The sequence below is a fragment of the Nocardia sp. NBC_00511 genome (assembly GCF_045161165.1).
Lineage (GTDB): Bacteria > Actinomycetota > Actinomycetes > Mycobacteriales > Mycobacteriaceae > Nocardia.
Window position 1 is genome coordinate 7359725 of the sequence record NZ_CP107849.1, and the last position, 16628, is coordinate 7376352.

The 16628-nt window shown below is 68.4% G+C and carries 17 protein-coding genes; 12 read left to right on the forward strand and 5 right to left on the reverse strand.

Features of this window, described 5'->3' with window-relative positions:
- Positions 1–13 precede the first annotated feature (13 nt).
- Positions 14–691, forward strand: coding sequence for a nucleoside/nucleotide kinase family protein (locus OG300_RS34190; protein WP_405488201.1), 678 nt, complete (start codon positions 14–16; stop codon positions 689–691).
- On the opposite strand, the gene OG300_RS34195 is transcribed toward OG300_RS34190, so the two are convergent.
- Genes OG300_RS34195 through OG300_RS34205 form a run of 3 tightly spaced genes read right to left on the reverse strand, consistent with a single transcriptional unit; the run spans position 676 to position 4051 of the window.
- A complete protein-coding gene (locus OG300_RS34195) occupies positions 676–1572 on the reverse strand; it encodes a PfkB family carbohydrate kinase (protein ID WP_405488203.1) in 897 nt (298 codons plus the stop codon). The genes OG300_RS34190 and OG300_RS34195 overlap by 16 nt on opposite strands.
- Positions 1573–1592: 20 nt before the next feature.
- Complete coding sequence (locus OG300_RS34200) at positions 1593–2423, reverse strand: SDR family oxidoreductase (protein ID WP_405488205.1); 831 nt, start codon at positions 2421–2423, stop codon at positions 1593–1595.
- Between the two features lie 2 nt (positions 2424–2425).
- The gene (locus OG300_RS34205; protein ID WP_405488207.1) at positions 2426–4051 is read right to left on the reverse strand and encodes an aldehyde dehydrogenase family protein; all 1626 of its coding nucleotides are present in this window, start codon (positions 4049–4051) and stop codon (positions 2426–2428) included.
- Positions 4052–4208: 157 nt separating this feature from the next.
- Here OG300_RS34205 and OG300_RS34210 point away from each other — a divergent pair, with 157 nt between their 5' ends.
- Complete coding sequence (locus OG300_RS34210; protein ID WP_405488208.1) at positions 4209–5465, forward strand: PucR family transcriptional regulator; 1257 nt, start codon at positions 4209–4211, stop codon at positions 5463–5465.
- Positions 5466–5486: 21 nt separating this feature from the next.
- Here the strand turns inward: OG300_RS34210 and OG300_RS34215 are convergent, their stop codons facing one another.
- Positions 5487–5759: a DUF2277 domain-containing protein gene (locus tag OG300_RS34215; protein ID WP_405488210.1), complete on the reverse strand. Its 273-nt coding sequence runs from the start codon at positions 5757–5759 to the stop codon at positions 5487–5489.
- 115 nt (positions 5760–5874) lie between these two features.
- Between OG300_RS34215 and OG300_RS34220 the strand changes: the two genes are divergently transcribed.
- Positions 5875–6699, forward strand: coding sequence for a DUF1266 domain-containing protein (locus tag OG300_RS34220; RefSeq protein WP_405488212.1), 825 nt, complete (start codon positions 5875–5877; stop codon positions 6697–6699).
- Positions 6700–6795: 96 nt separating this feature from the next.
- Here OG300_RS34220 and OG300_RS34225 read toward each other — a convergent pair whose 3' ends face one another.
- Positions 6796–7650, reverse strand: a complete 855-nt coding sequence (locus tag OG300_RS34225) for a hypothetical protein (RefSeq protein ID WP_405488213.1) — start codon at positions 7648–7650, stop codon at positions 6796–6798.
- A gap of 367 nt (positions 7651–8017) precedes the next feature.
- On the opposite strand from OG300_RS34225, the gene ftsH reads away from it, so the two are divergent.
- From ftsH to panC, 9 genes are all read left to right on the forward strand, one after another.
- Positions 8018–10399: an ATP-dependent zinc metalloprotease FtsH gene (ftsH, locus tag OG300_RS34230; RefSeq protein WP_405488215.1), complete on the forward strand. Its 2382-nt coding sequence runs from the start codon at positions 8018–8020 to the stop codon at positions 10397–10399.
- A gap of 174 nt (positions 10400–10573) precedes the next feature.
- Positions 10574–11194, forward strand: a complete 621-nt coding sequence (gene folE / locus OG300_RS34235) for a GTP cyclohydrolase I FolE (RefSeq protein ID WP_405488217.1) — start codon at positions 10574–10576, stop codon at positions 11192–11194.
- 77 nt (positions 11195–11271) lie between these two features.
- Positions 11272–12129 carry a dihydropteroate synthase gene (gene folP / locus OG300_RS34240; RefSeq protein ID WP_405498791.1) on the forward strand — a complete coding sequence of 286 codons (858 nt, stop codon included), beginning with the start codon at positions 11272–11274 and terminating at the stop codon, positions 12127–12129.
- A gap of 1 nt (position 12130) precedes the next feature.
- Positions 12131–12532 (forward strand): dihydroneopterin aldolase, encoded by a 402-nt coding sequence (gene folB, locus OG300_RS34245; protein WP_405488219.1) that lies wholly within the window; start codon positions 12131–12133, stop codon positions 12530–12532.
- Entirely contained in the window at positions 12529–13062 is a 534-nt protein-coding gene (folK, locus tag OG300_RS34250; protein WP_405488221.1) for a 2-amino-4-hydroxy-6-hydroxymethyldihydropteridine diphosphokinase, read from the forward strand. The genes folB and folK overlap by 4 nt, the downstream gene beginning before the upstream one ends.
- A 4-nt stretch (positions 13063–13066) precedes the next feature.
- Positions 13067–13537 carry a DUF3180 domain-containing protein gene (locus OG300_RS34255; protein WP_405488223.1) on the forward strand — a complete coding sequence of 157 codons (471 nt, stop codon included), beginning with the start codon at positions 13067–13069 and terminating at the stop codon, positions 13535–13537.
- A gap of 177 nt (positions 13538–13714) precedes the next feature.
- Positions 13715–14641: a DUF6779 domain-containing protein gene (locus OG300_RS34260; RefSeq protein WP_405488225.1), complete on the forward strand. Its 927-nt coding sequence runs from the start codon at positions 13715–13717 to the stop codon at positions 14639–14641.
- A 131-nt stretch (positions 14642–14772) separates the two neighbouring features.
- Positions 14773–15702: a Rossmann-like and DUF2520 domain-containing protein gene (locus OG300_RS34265; protein WP_405488226.1), complete on the forward strand. Its 930-nt coding sequence runs from the start codon at positions 14773–14775 to the stop codon at positions 15700–15702.
- Positions 15702–16628, forward strand: coding sequence for a pantoate--beta-alanine ligase (gene panC, locus OG300_RS34270; protein ID WP_405488228.1), 927 nt, complete (start codon positions 15702–15704; stop codon positions 16626–16628). Before OG300_RS34265 ends, panC begins: the two co-directional genes overlap by 1 nt.

The following is a 16628-nucleotide window of genomic DNA, read 5'->3' on the forward strand; positions in this document are numbered from 1 at the left end:
GTAGGGTGGAACGGTGGCGATACGTGGCAGTGTCGAAACCTCCTTGGCGGAGTTGGCGGTTCGCGTCCGGCGACGGACGGAAGGACACTCCGGTCGGTTTCTACTCGGGATCGCCGGGCCGCCCGGAGCCGGGAAATCCACCCTCGCGCGCGGAGTTCGCGACGAGTTGAACCTGGCCGCCGGGGCGGGGATCGCGGAGGTCGTGCCGATGGACGGATTCCATCTCACCGTCGAACAGTTGCGGGAGGCCGGAATCCTCGACCGCAAGGGCGAACCCGACACCTTCGACGCCGCGGGCTACACCCGGTTGCTGCGCACGGTGCGCGACGCGGCCGTGGGGGAGACGGTCGCCTGGCCCGCATACGATCGCGAGATCCACGACCCGGTGCCCGGCGGGGTGATCGTCGACCGGCAGCGCATCATCATCACCGAGGGCAACTATCTGCTGCTCGACGAGGACGGGTGGTCGGGGGTGTTCCCGCTGCTCGACGAGGCCTGGTACCTGGATGTGCCGCGGCCCGTCATCGAACAGCGACTGCTGCGCAGGCACATTCGCGGCGGTCGGACACCGGACGCCGCCCGCAACAAGATCGCCCGCAGCGATATGCGCAACGCGGCGCTCGTCGAGGGGACCCGGATGCGGGCGGACGTGGTGCTGCGCAAGGCCGGACGCGGCTACCGCATCGACTGATCGGATCGGTAGTGCCGCATCCATTCTCGGGTACCGAGGTAGCGGCAGGACTGGGTGGCCACCTCGGCGGCGTGGCGCAGAGCGGACGGGAAATCCGCACCGGCGGTGTGGAAATGGCAGAACGCGCCGTGCAGGATGTCCCCGGCTCCCAGGGTGTCGATGGCGGTGATCGGCGGCACGGCCACCTCGCCGCGCTCGCCCGGCGCGGAATAGCGGATCGGCCCGTCACCGCCGGTGATCGCGGCGTGGCCGACACCCACGGCGTGTAGGAACTCGAATACCGACTCCGGTGAATCCTGTTGTACGCCAGGTGGTGTGAACGCACTCGAGCAGATGGCGATGGCGGTCAGCGGTAGTAGCTCGGCGTGCACCGGACGCCAGCGCCCGGCATCCAGCACCACCGGCACCCCGGCCGCCCGGGCCGCCGCGGCCAGCCGCAGCGCCGGTTCGGGATAGTGGCCGTCCAGCAGCAGCACCGTCGCGCCGTCGAGCAGTGCGGGCGCGGACTCGTCGAATTCGGGATGGATCCGCGACCCGTCCAGCGACACGATGGTGCGGGTGGCCGCGTCCGTCGCCACGATGATCGAGGACACCGGCGGCTGCTGCTCACCGTCCGGCGTCAGATCCCGGGCGATCACACCGTGCTCGCGCAGATCGGTGCGAATCAGTTCCGCCAGTGGATGTTTGCCCAGCGCGGTCACCAGCGCGGCCGGACCACCGGAGAGGAACGCGTAGGCCACCGCCGCATTGGCGGCCGGACCGCCCGCCCCCAGGAACAGGTCGGCGGCCTGGGTTTTGGAGTCCTCCGCCGGAAACCGGTCGACGGCATACGACAGGTCCATCGTCGACAATCCGGCGAAAACCGCACTCCTGCTACCCATGCCGCCGACCCTACGGCCGGTTATTCGCGCACGCGGTTCTCGTAGGCCTTGCGCGCGTCGGAGTCCACATCGTCGAGGAAGGCCCGCCCCGAACCCAGCGCGCGACCCAGTGCGTCACCCACGGACTCCGGCAGCAGCCCCACCACCTGCGAGATGATGCCCGCCACCGAGGTCACCCGGACCTTCGAGCGCGGCTGCACGATCAGCTTGGCGATGGCGTCCGCGATCTCCTCCGGCTCGGCCGGGCGCAGCACCTTCGGCGGGTTGACGCCCGACCCCAGTTCGGTTTTCGTCAGGGTCGGCAGCACCGAGGAGAACCGCACACCCGTGCCGCGGTACTCCTCGCGCAATGTGTCGGTGAAGCCCAGCACCGCGTGCTTGCTGGCGTTGTAGGTGGCCAGACCCGGAATGTGGGTCTCCCCGGCCAGCGACGCGATATTGATGACATGCCCGCGCCCGCGCGGCAGCATGCGCGCGACGGCCAGCTTCGAACCCAGGATCACGCCGTACACATTGATGTCGAGAATGCGGCGGGTGATCTGATCCGGCTCGTCCACCAGACGGCCGGTGGGCATGATCCCGGCGTTGTTGATCAGCACGTCGATCGGGCCGAGGCGGTGTTCGACATCGTCCAGGAACGACTCGAAGGACTGCTGATCGGTGACGTCCAGGCGGCCGTACACCTCGAAATTCCTTGTCGCACCGGACTCTTTGACGGTGGCCTCGTCGATATCGCCGATCGCGATCTTCGCGCCGAGCGCCTGCAACGCGGTCGCGGTGGCCAGGCCGATGCCGCGCGCACCGCCGGTGATCACCACGACCTTGCCCGCGATGGAACCGAATTCAGTCATCACTACCCCCGAATCGTCTTGATGATGGCCGCCACGTCGACGCGCCGCAGCCCGCGGGTGCCCGCGGCCCGCATGGCCGCCATGGCGAAGGTCAGCTTCGGCACCGAGTACGGGAACCACAGCGGTTCCTTGGTCTGGGTGGGCAGGATCGGCTTCGTGATCGCCTGCTGGCGGCAGTATTTGCGCACGCCGCTCGCACCGCCCCAGCGCGCGCCGGTGCCCGACATGCCCCAGCCGCCCATCGGCAGCGCGAAACTGAACATATTGGCGAACACGTCGTTGATGTTCACCGCGCCCGCGTTCAACTGCCGCGCAACACGTTCCGCGCGATCCTTGTCGCCGCTCCAGACGGACGCCGACAGGCCGTAGATCGAATCATTGGCCAGCGCAATGGCTTCCGCCGCGTTCGCCACCTTCATCACCGGCAGCGTCGGACCGAAGGTCTCCTCGGTCATGCAGGTCATGGAGTGATCGACGTCGGCCAGCACGGTCGGCTCGAAAAGCGTTCCGACACCGGTGCGTTTGCCGCCGGTCAGCAGTCGCGCGCCCGCCTTGACGGCGTCCTCGACGTGCCGCTGCACGATCTGCGCCTGGTTCTCGTTGGCCAGTGCGCCCATGTCGTACTTGGGTTTACGGCCGTCCACACCCTGGCGGACCTCCTTGACCGCGGCGGTCAGCTTCTTCAGGAACTCGTCGTAGACCGGCGCTTCCACGTACACGCGCTCCACCGAGATGCACACCTGCCCGGCGTTGAACAGTCCGCCGAACGCGATACCGTGCGCGGCGCGATCGAGATCCGCGTCCGCCAGCACGATCGCCGGATCCTTGCCGCCCAGCTCCAGGCTGAACGGGACCATCCGCTCGGTGCACGCGACGGCGATCTTGCGGCCGGTCGCGGTCGAACCGGTGAACTGGATGTAGTCGGCGTTGGCGACCACCGCGGCACCCGTCGCACCCGCGCCGGTCACCACCTCGAACACCGGCGGAGCACCGATCTCACGCCAGCCGCGTGCCAGCTCCACCGCCGAAAGCGGGGTCACCTCAGAAGGTTTCAGGATCACCGCCGCGCCCGCCGCCAGCGCCGGGATCACGTCGATCACCGGCATCGCCAGCGGGAAGTTCCACGGCGTGATCACACCCACCACCGGGTACGGGCGGAAAACGGTGGTCAGCGCCTTCACTCGAGCCAGGGGGCTGTGCGGTGAAGGGTGTTCGTCGGCAAGGAATTTCGCGGCCCGCCGCGCGTAGTAGCCGGTCAGGTCGACGGAGAACGCGGGGTCGATGAGCGAATCCACCCGCGCCTTACCGGTTTCCGACTGCAGCACGTCGGCCAGGTGATCGGTGTTGTCGACCAGCCAGTCCTGCAACTTCAGCAGCCAGTGCTTGCGGCCGTCGGGACCCAGCGCCTCCCAGGCGGGCTGCGCGGCACGTAGTTCGCGCACCTTGGCGGCCACCGTGTCGGCCGAATGGATCGGCACCGTCCCGGCCAGCGCACCGGTCGCCGGATTGCGGATCTCCAGCTCGGTGGCGGGCGCGGCCTGCTCCGTCTGCACGGCGGTCGTCCCATTGGCCGACTTGCGGGTCCCGGTCTTGCGAGGGGTGCCCGCGGCGGGCTCGGTATTGGTCACGGTGTGCCTTCCCCAGATGCGCTGCATTGCGACGGCGAGCTGTGTGACAGCTCACTGGACTATGATCGTGACACAATTTCGAAGGCCCATGCTTGGCCAATCGGGTCAATTGTCGTGACCGTTTTTGTGCTCTGAGTACAACCCCGGAGGTCCCCCAGTGCCGACGACCGACAACACTGCCGAGGTCCGGCAGTGGATCGCCGACTTCGTCGCCGAGACGCTGCGCGCCGAAACCCTCGATCAGGTCGTCGCCCGCCTCGACAACGCCATCATCGCCCGCATCCCCGAATTCCGGGACCGCGATATGCGCCGCGACCTCGCCGCCAGCAGCCACGCCCACGCCCTCGAGGTGCTCAGCGGGCTCACCCAGGACCGCATCGACTACCCGGTCCCGGCGGAAGCCCACGCCTTCGCCCGCACGCTGGCCCGCCGCGGCCACGACGTCCGGCTGCTGCTGCGCGTCTACCACCTCGGGCTCGAGGCCGTCATCGAGTACATGACCGAGGTGGTCGAGGATCGGCAACTGCCCCAGGACATCGAAAGATCGCTGCTGCTGCGGCTTTTCGACCGCACCACCCGGTGGGTCAACACCTCGGTCGAAGCACTCACCGACACCTACATGGAGGAGCGGGAACGCGGACTGCGCGCCGCCCTCGAACAGCGCGCCGAAATCGTGCGCGGCCTGCTCGACGGTCACGACCTCGACCCCGAATACGCCACCAACCGCCTCGGCTACCGGATCGGGCAGCGGCATCTGGCGCTGGTGCTGTGGACCGACGTGGGCAACACCCCGATTCCGCTGCGCGGCGGCACTTCCGGCGGCGACCCCGCGAACCTGCTCGAACGGGTCGTCACCCGCTACGCCGGAACCTTCGGCAACGGCAGTCAATTCACCATGCCGTCCGGGGCGTCCGCGCTGTGGGCGTGGATCGGCCTGGACGGCGAAGCGCCCGAACCCGGCGATCCCGGCTGGACCGTCGAGCAGCCGGTGCGCGTCGCCGTCGGTGTGCCCGCCGCGCACACCGACGGCTTCCGGGCCGGGCACCGCGAGGCCGTCGCCGCCCGGCAGGTCGCCGAACGAGCGGGAGCCCGCGGTCCACGCGTGCTGCACTACTCGGAGGTGGAGGTCGCCTATCTGGCCGGTGTCGACGAACCCGCCATGCGGGCGCTCATCGAACGGGAATTGGGTGCGCTCGCGGCACCCGATACGCAGTCGGCGCGACTGCGGGAAACCTTGCATGCCTATCTGCGAGCCCGCCGCAGCCCTGACGCTGCCGCGAAAATGCTCGGCGTGCACAAGAACACGGTGCGATACCGGATTCAGCGCATAGAAGAACTACTCGGTCACTCCCTCGACCAACGCGGTCCGCGATTGGAAATAGCGCTCGACTGCGTCGCCGTCTACGGGGTCTGAACCTCGCAAAACGAACAGAGCTCAGCTGGCTTCCTCGGTCACCGATTCCGCCACGCCGCGTCGCCGCCTCGGCGGTTCACCCTCTCCGGTCGATCCGCGCTGCGGTAATTCGGCCAGCAGTTGCGTGGTGGCCGCCGCGATAGCGTCCACCGCCCGGTCCACCGCCGCCTTGGTTGTCGTCGTCAATCCCGATACTCCGCCGACCTTGCGCACGTATTCCTGTGCGGCCGCGTAGATTTCCTGATCCGTGGCCGCCGGCGTCAAACCGCGCAACAGGGTGATGTTCCCGCTCATGCCCCCAGAGGTTAGCGCCCGATTACCCAGTGTGACAGGGCGAGATTCAGAATTGGCCCAACGTTGGGCCGCGCGAACCAACCGGAGCGAAGCGCAAGCAAATTAGACTCGTGTCATGCCCGCCCGCGACGTGCCAACGCTGACCACCTTTCCCTACCCGGAGCTGGACCAGCGCGAGGACGACCACTGGTCCGGTGCGCAGGTTTCCGACGACGAACTGCGCGCTCTGGCGCTCGGCGGCTTCTACTCCACCCGCTGGGACGCCTTCCACGATGCGCTACTGCTCGGCCCCGAACGCCAGCATCCACTCGGCGACCGCCGGGAACTCGCCATCGACACCCTCACCGGCGCCTGGGGGATCACCGACGGCACCGAGGCCATGGCCTCGATGGAACAGCTGCTGGAAGGGATGCACGCACCGCTCTACGCGCTGGTGCACCCGCTGGTGATGGCCGCCATCAACTCTCCTGAACGCGATCGCTTCGGCGAACGCGCCGACCGGCATCGCGCGTTCCTGCGCCAGGTCGGATCGTTCCGCGGCATGGAGAACCCCGAGGCGCTCGTCCGCGACTACGACATCTGGTCGCAGGCCATCAAACTCGGGCTCACCGACCATCTGGTCCGGCCGCTGCCCACCGATATCCAGGCCTGGGATCTGGCCCGCGTGGTGGCCGTCGCCCGGATGGCCTACACCGCCGGCTACCTCGACGCCGACGTCGCCTGGGATTACCTGATGCGGGCACTGCCGCCCGCGCAGCGCAAATACCGCAACTGGCGGCAATTCGGTGACGCCTACCTCGCGGGCTGGACCTACTGGCAGGCGTGCGAGGACCTGGCGGAACTGAAATCCGGTGGCGTGGACCGGCGGATGGAATTGCTGCGCCTCTGGATGCGCCCGACCAGTCCGTGGCGGCGCATCACCCTGCAACCGGAGGAATAGCGCGGTGGGTTGGGGGTCGCGCCCCCAACCCATTTCGGCTCGCTCCCAACCCTTTTCGATACGGGCGGGGTGGATATTTCGGTCCGGCCCGGCGGATCAGTCCGGCAGCGAGCGCAGAATTCCGCGCCCGTACCGCTGGAATTGCGCGTCGTCCACCATTCCCAGCGAATGGCGTTCGACCAGCAGCTCCCATTCCGAGTACAGCTTCGACACGCCCGGGTCGGCAGGACCCGCCGCGCCGTCGGCCACCTCGCGCTGAATGGCGAAATTCAAAGCGCCCGTTACCCGATCGGTGTCGGCCCGGTCGGAACCGGCGAAATTCCAGGTCAGATTTCCGTCGTTGACCTCGACCCCGTATTCACCCGCGGCATCCGACTCGTCGGTGGTCCGCGCCCACAGCAGGGCCGCGATCGGCAGCTCGTGCGCGAACCGTTTACCCGAACCCAGCGAGACGAAGATCAACCGCGTGGTGGTGACGGCCAGCAGACCGACCCCCTTGGGGGCGGGCGGCTGCGCCGTGACCAGCGCGGTCTCCAGCACGTACTCCTCGGGAGTCACGTAGCGCTGCAACGCACTCACCGCCGGCTTGGCGTCCCGCTTGGGGGCCATCCGACGCACCGCGCGATCCACATCCGCACGAGCCGGACCGCCACGACCCCACGACGGCGCCGGAGCGGTCAGATCGGGGGCGGCCACATCCAGCCGCTGGGTGGCGAGAATCTGATTGTTGATGCGCTCCACGATCACGGTCGCGGCGGGCACATCGTGTTCGGCGATCAGTACCGGCAGGGGAGTCCGGTCGGCGGGCACACCGGTGAGCACCGGGGTCGGATAGCGGAGATAGATCTCGATGACGACGGCGTCATCGGCGCGCCGGTTCAAGCGCACCTTGAGAAGGTCGCTCACCGGCACGTCGAGCACGCGCTCGCCGTCGGTTCCAGGTCGCAGCACCGTCAAGCGCCCGTTGCCATGACGCACAATCGCTGTGGGTGTCCGTAGCTCGACTATGTCCATACCCCCTGCGCTCTGTTGTGTCGTCACTCACCTGAGGACGACCATGCCATGATGTGAACACCCGGTCCGACACCAGGGGGTGATCGTCCCGACGTGTTGCCGCAGATAGTCGGGGAACCACCTGCGTTCTCCAGCCGTTTACCAGTTGAACTGCACTAGCTGCCGAACTGCGCGATGTAACGACTAGACCGTACGCGGTAACGTGGCATGTCCGCATCCGTTCGCCGGAACGGGCGCGCCACGCAAGCATCGCAGGCAAACCGGATACACCCCCCGGAAAGGACTGGCCGCCGGCCGACGCTCTATGAACCGCAAGACTGTGTTCCGCAACCTGGCCATAGTCGCGGGCTTCCTGCTCGTGATCTACCTGGTCAGCTATTTCAGCAACGACACGCGCGGCTGGAAGAACGTCGATACCTCGGTGGCTCTTTCCCAGCTTCAGGACAAGTCGAATGTCGACTCGGTCCAGATCTACGACAAAGAACAGCAGCTCCGCATCACGCTGAAGAACGGCAATGATGCGACGGGCGGCGACAAGAAGATCATCGCCAAGTACCCGGGCGGCGGCGAGGTGGCCGCGCAGGTCTTCAAGGCCGCGCAGGACTCCGGCGCCAAGGTCGACACCACCGTGAAGCAGGACTCCTGGTTCAGCCAGATTCTGCTGTTCATGCTGCCCATGGTGATTCTGCTGGGCCTGTTCATCTTCGTGATGGCCCGCATGCAGGGCGGTGGTCGCGGCGGCATGATGGGCTTCGGTAAATCGAAGGCCAAGCTGCTGTCGAAAGACATGCCCAAGACCACATTCCAGGATGTGGCGGGCGCCGACGAAGCCATCGAAGAGCTCTACGAGATCAAGGACTTCCTGCAGAATCCGGCGCGCTATCAGGCGCTGGGCGCGAAGATCCCGAAGGGCGTGCTGCTCTACGGCCCGCCGGGTACCGGAAAGACGTTGTTGGCCAGGGCCGTTGCCGGTGAGGCCGGGGTCCCGTTCTTCACCATCTCCGGTTCGGACTTCGTCGAGATGTTCGTCGGTGTCGGCGCGTCCCGCGTGCGCGACCTGTTCGATCAGGCCAAGCAGAACAGCCCCTGCATTATTTTCGTCGACGAGATCGACGCGGTCGGCCGCCAGCGCGGTGCGGGCCTCGGCGGTGGTCACGACGAACGTGAGCAGACCCTCAACCAGTTGCTGGTCGAGATGGACGGCTTCGGTGAGCGCACCGGCGTCATCATCATCGCGGCCACCAACCGGCCCGACATCCTGGACCCGGCGCTGCTGCGGCCCGGCCGTTTCGACCGGCAGATCCCGGTCGGCAACCCGGACCTCAACGGACGCCGCGCCATCCTGGCCGTGCACTCCAAGGGCAAGCCGATCGCGCCTGACGCCGACCTCGAGGGGCTGGCCAAACGCACCGTCGGCATGTCCGGCGCGGACCTCGCGAACGTCATCAACGAGGCCGCCCTGCTCACCGCGCGTGAGCACGGCAACCTGATTACCGGTGCGGCACTTGAAGAATCGGTCGATCGTGTCATCGGCGGCCCCCGGCGTAAGTCGCGGGTGATCTCCGAGCACGAGAAGAAGATCACCGCCTACCACGAGGCCGGGCACACCCTGGCCGCCTGGGCGATGCCCGATATCGAGCCCGTCTACAAGGTCACCATCCTGGCCCGCGGTCGCACCGGCGGCCACGCCATGACGGTGCCCGAGGACGACAAGGGCCTGATGACCCGCTCGGAGATGATCGCCCGCCTGGTGATGGCGATGGGTGGCCGCGCGGCCGAGGAACTGGTGTTCCACGAGCCGACCACCGGCGCCTCGTCCGACATCGACCAGGCCACCAAGATCGCCAAGGCGATGGTCACCGAGTACGGCATGAGCGCCCGCCTGGGTGCGGTCCGCTACGGGCAGGAGCAGGGCGACCCGTTCCTGGGCCGGTCCATGGGACAGGGTTCGGACTACTCGCACGAGGTGGCCCGCGAGATCGACGAGGAGGTGCGCAACCTCATCGAGGCCGCGCACACCGAGGCCTGGTCGGTGCTCAACGACTACCGCGACGAGCTCGACAGCCTCGCCACCGCGCTGCTGGAACGCGAGACACTGCATCGCAAGGACCTCGAGACCGTACTGGCGACCGTCGAAAAGCGGCCGCGCATCACGGCTTTCAACGATTTCGGCGACCGCACCCCGTCGGACCGCCCGCCGGTGAAGACACCGCGCGAGCTGGCCGCCGAACGCGGTGAGCCGTGGCCGGAGGAGCCGCTGGTGCCGGTGCGTCCGGTGGTGCAGCCCAACGGGCAGCCCGCCGATGCCCCCTACGGACAGCCGCAGCAATACGGCGGCTACCCGGCCGCGCCCGCGCCGCAGGGGTATCCGCTACCCCAGGCTCCGGGCTACCAGCGGCCCGGCAGCGGCACCCACGGTTCACGTCCGGATTACGGCGCTCCCGCAGGTTGGTCCGCACCGGGCTGGCCGCCGCAGGAGGACGAACCGCAGCCGACCCAGCGCGGCTCCTACGGTGGCTGGGCGCCCGCGGGCGGCCAGCGCTACCAGCCGCAGCAGCCCGGTTACGGCCAGCCCGGCAACCAGCCGGGATACGGCCAGCCGGAACATCCGGCCCCGCAACCTCCCGCCACCGGGAATGACGAGGACGACAAGAACGGTTGGGACGGACCGAACGGTCGTCGCTGACCGCGGCCCGGATACGCTCAATGGGTTCGCGGCCCGGCCCGGGTCCGGTTCGACCGGAGCGGCCGACGCCTACGGGCAGTCGGTCGCTTCGCGGTCGAATCGGATCCGGGCCATCGGCAGCCGCGGACCCGCCGCCCTTTCGTCGGTGCGGCATTTCAACACAGGAGGTGTCGATTGTCGGCCAATAACCGTGTCGTCTCCGGCCCGATCGCGCTCGGCACCGGTCGGCCGTTCGACCAGGACCGTGCCGAAGCCGCGGTGCGCGAGCTGCTGCTCGCCGTCGGTGAGGATCCCGACCGTCCCGGACTGCTCGACACCCCGGCGCGGGTGGCGCGGGCGTACAAGGAGATGTTCGCCGGGCTCTACACCGACCCCGCCGAGGTCCTCAACACCACCTTCGACGAGGGACACCAGGAACTGGTCCTGGTCCGCGACATTCCGATGTTCTCGACCTGTGAGCACCACCTGGTGGCGTTCCACGGCGTCGCGCACGTCGGCTACATCCCCGGCCCGCACGGCCGGGTGACCGGACTGTCCAAGCTGGCCCGCGTGGTCGACCTCTACGCCAAGCGCCCGCAGGTGCAGGAACGGCTCACCAGCCAGATCGCCGACGCGGTCGTGAAGAAGCTGGACCCGCGCGGCGCGATCGTCGTGATCGAGGCCGAGCACCTGTGCATGGCCATGCGCGGCATCCGCAAGCCCGGCGCCTCCACCACCACCTCGGCGGTGCGCGGCCTGCTGCAGTCCTCCGCCACCTCCCGCTCCGAGGCCCTGGACCTCATCCTCCGAAAGTGAGCGCACCGACCATGGCCGAAAGCGGTACGCGGGGGACCGAACTGGTTGTCCCTCGCGGTGGCCGCTCCACCGTGGTGATGGGTGTGGTGAACGTCACCAGCGACTCGTTCTCGGACGGTGGTCGCTATCTGGACCCGGGTTCGGCGGTGGCGCACGGGCTCGAGCTCTACGAGCTGGGTGCCGACATCGTCGACGTGGGTGGCGAATCCACCCGGCCGGGTGCGGTGCGGGTGGATCCGGAAACCGAAGCGGCACGGGTGGTTCCGGTGATCCGGGCGCTGGCCGCGGCCGGGGTGCCGACCAGCGTGGACACCATGCGGGCGAGCGTCGCCGAGGCCGCGATCGCGGCGGGCGTCTCGATGGTCAACGACGTGTCCGGCGGTCGCGCCGACCCGAACATGGTGAAAGTCGTTGCGGCAGCGAACCTGCCGTGGATCCTCATGCACTGGCGGGCCGAGGCGGACTACCGCCACACCGGTCCCGCCGAGCACTACGACGATGTGGTGCGCGAGGTGTGGGACGAGCTGCATACCCAGGTCGAGGCCGCGGTCGCCGGTGGCGTCGCCCTCGAAAACCTGATCCTGGACCCGGGTTTGGGCTTCGCCAAGAACGCCGACCACAACTGGGAACTGCTGGCCGAACTCGTGCACGGCCACACGCTGCGCCTCGACACCGGCATTCCGATCCTGATCGGGGCCTCGCGCAAGCGATTCCTGGGCGCGCTGCTGGCCGAGGGTGAGCAGCCGCGCCCGCCCGCCGGTCGCGAGGTGGCCACCGCCACCCTCTCCGCACTGGCCGCCGAACACGGGGCGTGGGGCGTGCGCGTGCACGATGTCCGCTCCTCGCTGGACGCCATCGCGGTGGTGGACGCCTGGCAGGCGGCGTCGCGCCGCCTGAACGAGAAATACCGTCGTGAAGTGAAGCAGGGGAGCTGAATTGAGCACGGATCGGACCACGACCGCCGGTGATCGCATCGAACTGCGGGGCCTACGGATTTTCGGGCACCACGGCGTCTTCGATTTCGAGAAGCGGGACGGCCAGGAGTTCGTGGTGGATCTGACGCTGTGGACCGACTTCTCGGCCGCCGCGAAATCCGACGACATCGCCGACACCGTCCACTACGGCGAACTGGCCGAGCAGGTGGTGGCGATCGTGGCGGGCAAGCCGCGCGATCTCATCGAGACGGTCGTCTCCACCATCGCCGACGAGGTGATGGCGGATACCCGCATCCAGGCCGTGGAAGTGGTGCTGCACAAGCCTTTCGCGCCGATCCCGCATACCTTCGAAGACGTGCGGGTGGTCACGTCGCGTCGCCGGGAGCCGGAGGAGCAGCGGTGACCCGTGTCGTGCTGTCGATCGGTTCCAATCTCGGCGACCGGCTCGCGCACCTGCGCAGTGTGGTGGACGCGCTGGGCCCGCGACTGGTGGCGGTCTCCTCGGTGTACTCGACCCCGCCCTGGGGTGGCGTGCCCCAGCAGGACTATCTGAATGCCGTTGTGGTGGCCGAGGATCCGGCCCTGGAGCCGTCGGACTGGTTGAAGCTGGGCCAGGAACTGGAGCAGGCGGCGGGCCGGATCCGTGAGGTGCGCTGGGGCGCGCGGACTCTCGACGTGGATGTGGTGTGGGCCGCGCAGCGCCGCCGCGACGCCCGTGTGGTGGTGCGCAGTCTGGATCCGACGCTGACCCTGCCGCATCCGCAGGCCCACAATCGGGCCTTCGTGCTGGTGCCGTGGCTGGAGGTGGAGCCGGACGCCGAACTGGAGGTGGCCGACGCGCCGCGCTCGCTGCGGGAGTGGTTGTCCGCCTTGGATTCCGCGGAGGTGCGCGAGGTGCGCCGCACCGAGCTGTCGCTGGGCTGGACCCGGTGATGCCGTGAAGCCGACTCGCGTGCTCGATCTGTGTGCGAATGTGCTGCTGGCGGCGCTCGTCGCCTGGATCGCCACCAATATCGCGTATTCGAGTTTCCCGCCGATCTCGGTGTTCTCGGGGGCCTCGCTGCTGCCGGTGGCGCTGCTGGAGGCGGTGCTGGCGTTCGTGATTCGGCAGCGGGTGGAGAACCGGGGGATCGGGCCCGGGCCGGGGCAGTTGCATCCGATCACGGCGGCCCGCGCGGTGGCGCTGGCGAAGGCGTCGACGCAGGTGGGTTCGCTGGTCGGCGGTATCTGGCTGGGTTTCCTGGTGTGGCTGCTGATGCAACGTTCGGATCTGCGCGCGGCGTCCTCGGATACGCCGGGTGCGGTGGTCGGGCTGCTGGGCGGGGTGGCGCTGGTGGCGGCGGCTTTGTGGCTGGAGTATTGCTGCCGTGCGCCGATCGATCCGCCCGACGAGGCGGCTACTTCCTAGCTAACGGATTGGCAGTGATCATCCACAAGGTGCCCGTCCTGGTCGGCTGATCACGCTACGCTGGCTGACATGGTTTCACCCTCCCGTAGCAGTGCTTCCCGTCGCCGGCGGGAGGATGCGGGGAAGTTCTTCACGGGCTTTCTGCTTCTCCTCGGCTTGGTAGCCAGTATTTTCCTGGTGTTCAGCGACAACCTCCATATGATTCGCGTCGGCCTGGTTGCGGCGCTGTGGGCGGCCGCCATCACGGCCCTCGCGGCCACCCGTTATCGCAGGGAGTCGGCCATCGACCGGGCGAAGGTGGGTGACCTCCAGAAGGTCTACCAACTGCAGCTCGAGCGCGAGGTTGCTGCCCGCCGCGAATACGAGCTCGGCGTCGAGAACCGGGTCCGTCACGAGGTCGGTGCGGACGCCGCGGAAATGGCCGCGCTGCGCACCGAACTCACCGTGCTGCGGGAGAGCCTGCAGCGGCTCTTCGAGGGCGATCTGCCCTTCGAACGCCCCGCCCTGCGTGCGGATGCCGTTCGAGTCCAGGAGCTTCCGGGCCGCACCGTCACCGGGCCCGCTACCACGGCGAACGATAACTGGCCGGACGCGGATCCCTGGGATCCCTGGTCCTCGCCGGAGCAGTCCGAGGAGCAGGAGACGCGGGCCCGCATCACCCCGGTCTTCGACCCGGCGCACCCCGAGCCGCCCGCCTTCGCCACCCCCTTCGACGACCCGGTCACGGCCGAGACCTCGATAGTCACCGACGCCATGCGCCACGACTACGAGCGGGCCCTGGAAACCGAGGCCGAGCAGCCCCTCGAGCCCGAACCTGCCGCCGCGAAGGTGGAAAAGCCTGCCGCGCCCGCGAATTCGAAGCCCGAGCCGGTGGTCGAACAGCAGCCGGTCGCCAAGCCGGAGCCGGTGGAGAAGAAGGAACCCGCCCCGGTCAACGGCAACAAGCCCGCCGTCCCGCGCCTCGCCCCGGAACCCGCCCCGGCCACCCCCATGGGCCGCGCCGGTGCCCGCCGCCGTCGCCGCGCCGATGACTCCGAACCCGAAACCCAGCGCCTCTCGGTCGCGGAGATCATGGCCAACCTGCGCTCGGAGAACACCAACTGAATCAGGCTCGTCCCGGCCGCGAGAGTTGCTTATGCCACACAGAGTGGCTCGCGCGAATCGGTGGCGATATTCTCGCGAAGTAACGTCCGGTACCCGCCATGCGGGACTGGAACGACTTTCGAGAGGACAAAGTGACCTCGGACAAGGATGTCTGCGGGACCGATCCTGCGCCTGCACGGTTGACGGTGGGAATCGTCTCGGCGGGACGCGTCGGATCTGCGCTGGGTGTGGCGCTGGAACGCGCCGGGCATGTCGTTTTCGCGGTGTCCGCGATTTCGGATGCCTCGGTGCGGCGTGCCGTCACCCGGTTGCCGGAGTCGCGAATCCTGCCCGCCGAGGAGGTCGCCGCCCGGTGCGAACTGCTGGTCCTGGCGGTGCCGGACAGCGAATTGCCCGGCCTGGTCTCGGGTTTGGCGGCCGCGAACGCGGTGCGTCCGGGCAGCATCGTGGTGCACACCTCGGGCGCGAACGGCGTCGGTGTGCTCGCCCCCTTGACGGCTCAGGGCGTGCTGCCGCTGGCGATTCATCCGGCCATGACCTTCACCGGTCACGACGAGGACGTGTCCCGGCTGTCCAATGCCTGCTTCGGCGTGACGGCCGCCGACGACATCGGCTATGCCATCGCGCAGGCGCTGGTGATCGAGATGGGCGGCGAGCCGGTGCGGGTCGCCGAGGAGAACCGCACCCGCTATCACGCGGCTCTCGCACACGGCAGCAACCATCTGGTGACCCTGATCGTGGACGCCGTCGAGATGCTGCGCGCGGCGCTCGCCGGCCCGGGTCTGCTGGGTCAGCAGGTGGTCGACGAGCAGCCGAACGGACTGGCCGAGCGGATGCTCGCGCCGCTGGCCTCGGCGGCTCTCGACAATGCGCTGCGGCGTGGCCCGTCGGCGCTGACCGGTCCGGTGGCACGCGGTGACGTGGCCGCGGTGGCCGCGCATCTGAACACCCTCGAAGATCTGGATCCGCGGCTGGCGGCCGGTTACCGCGCGCAATCGCTGCGTGCGGCCGAACGCGCGCAGACCAATCCCGCCCTGATCGATCTGCTGGAAGGAAACTGATGGACCCGAAGCTGATCGGTTCGTACAAGCGCGGCGAGCTGACCGTGCTGCACGATCCCGCCGTGGTGACCAAGGTCGTCAAGGCGTTGAAGTCGGTGGGCCGCCGGGTCGCGCTGGTGCCGACCATGGGTGCGCTGCACGAGGGCCACCTGGAACTGGTGCGGCTGGCGAAGCTGACCAACACCACGGTGATCGTGTCGATCTTCGTGAACCCCTTGCAGTTCGGCGCGAACGAGGACCTGGGCAAGTACCCGCGCACCCTCGACGCGGATGTCGAACTGCTGCGCGCGGAAGGTGTCGAGCTGGTGTTCGCGCCGAGCGCGCAGGACATGTACCCGCAGGGTCCCCGCACCACGGTGCAGGCCGGCCAGTACGGCGACATCCTCGAGGGCGCGACCCGTCCCGGGCATTTCTCGGGTGTGCTGACCGTGGTGTCGAAACTGTTCAACATCTGCCAGCCGCACGAGGCGTTCTTCGGCGAAAAGGATTACCAGCAGCTGGCTTTGATCCGCCAGATGGTGGTCGATCTGAATTTCGATCTGCGCGTCGTCCCGGCCGCCACGGTTCGCGAGCGCGACGGGCTGGCCATGTCCTCGCGCAACCGCTTCCTGAGCGACGAGCAGCGGGACCTGGCCGCGACGCTGTCGGCCGCGCTGCTGGCGGGTCGGCATTCCGGTGGGCTGGGTCCGCAGGCGGTGCTGGAGGCGGCGCAGTCGGTGCTGGATCTGGCCCCCGACCTGGAGCTGGACTATCTGGCGCTGCGCGGTTCGGACTTCTCCGAGGAGTGGCCGACCGGTAATGCCCGGCTGCTGGTCGCGGCCCGGGTCGGAACCACCCGCCTCATCGACAACATGTCCGTCAAGATCGGCGCTCCGATCGACGGCCACCCGACCACTCCCGATCAGCCTGCCCAGGCGTCTCTCTAG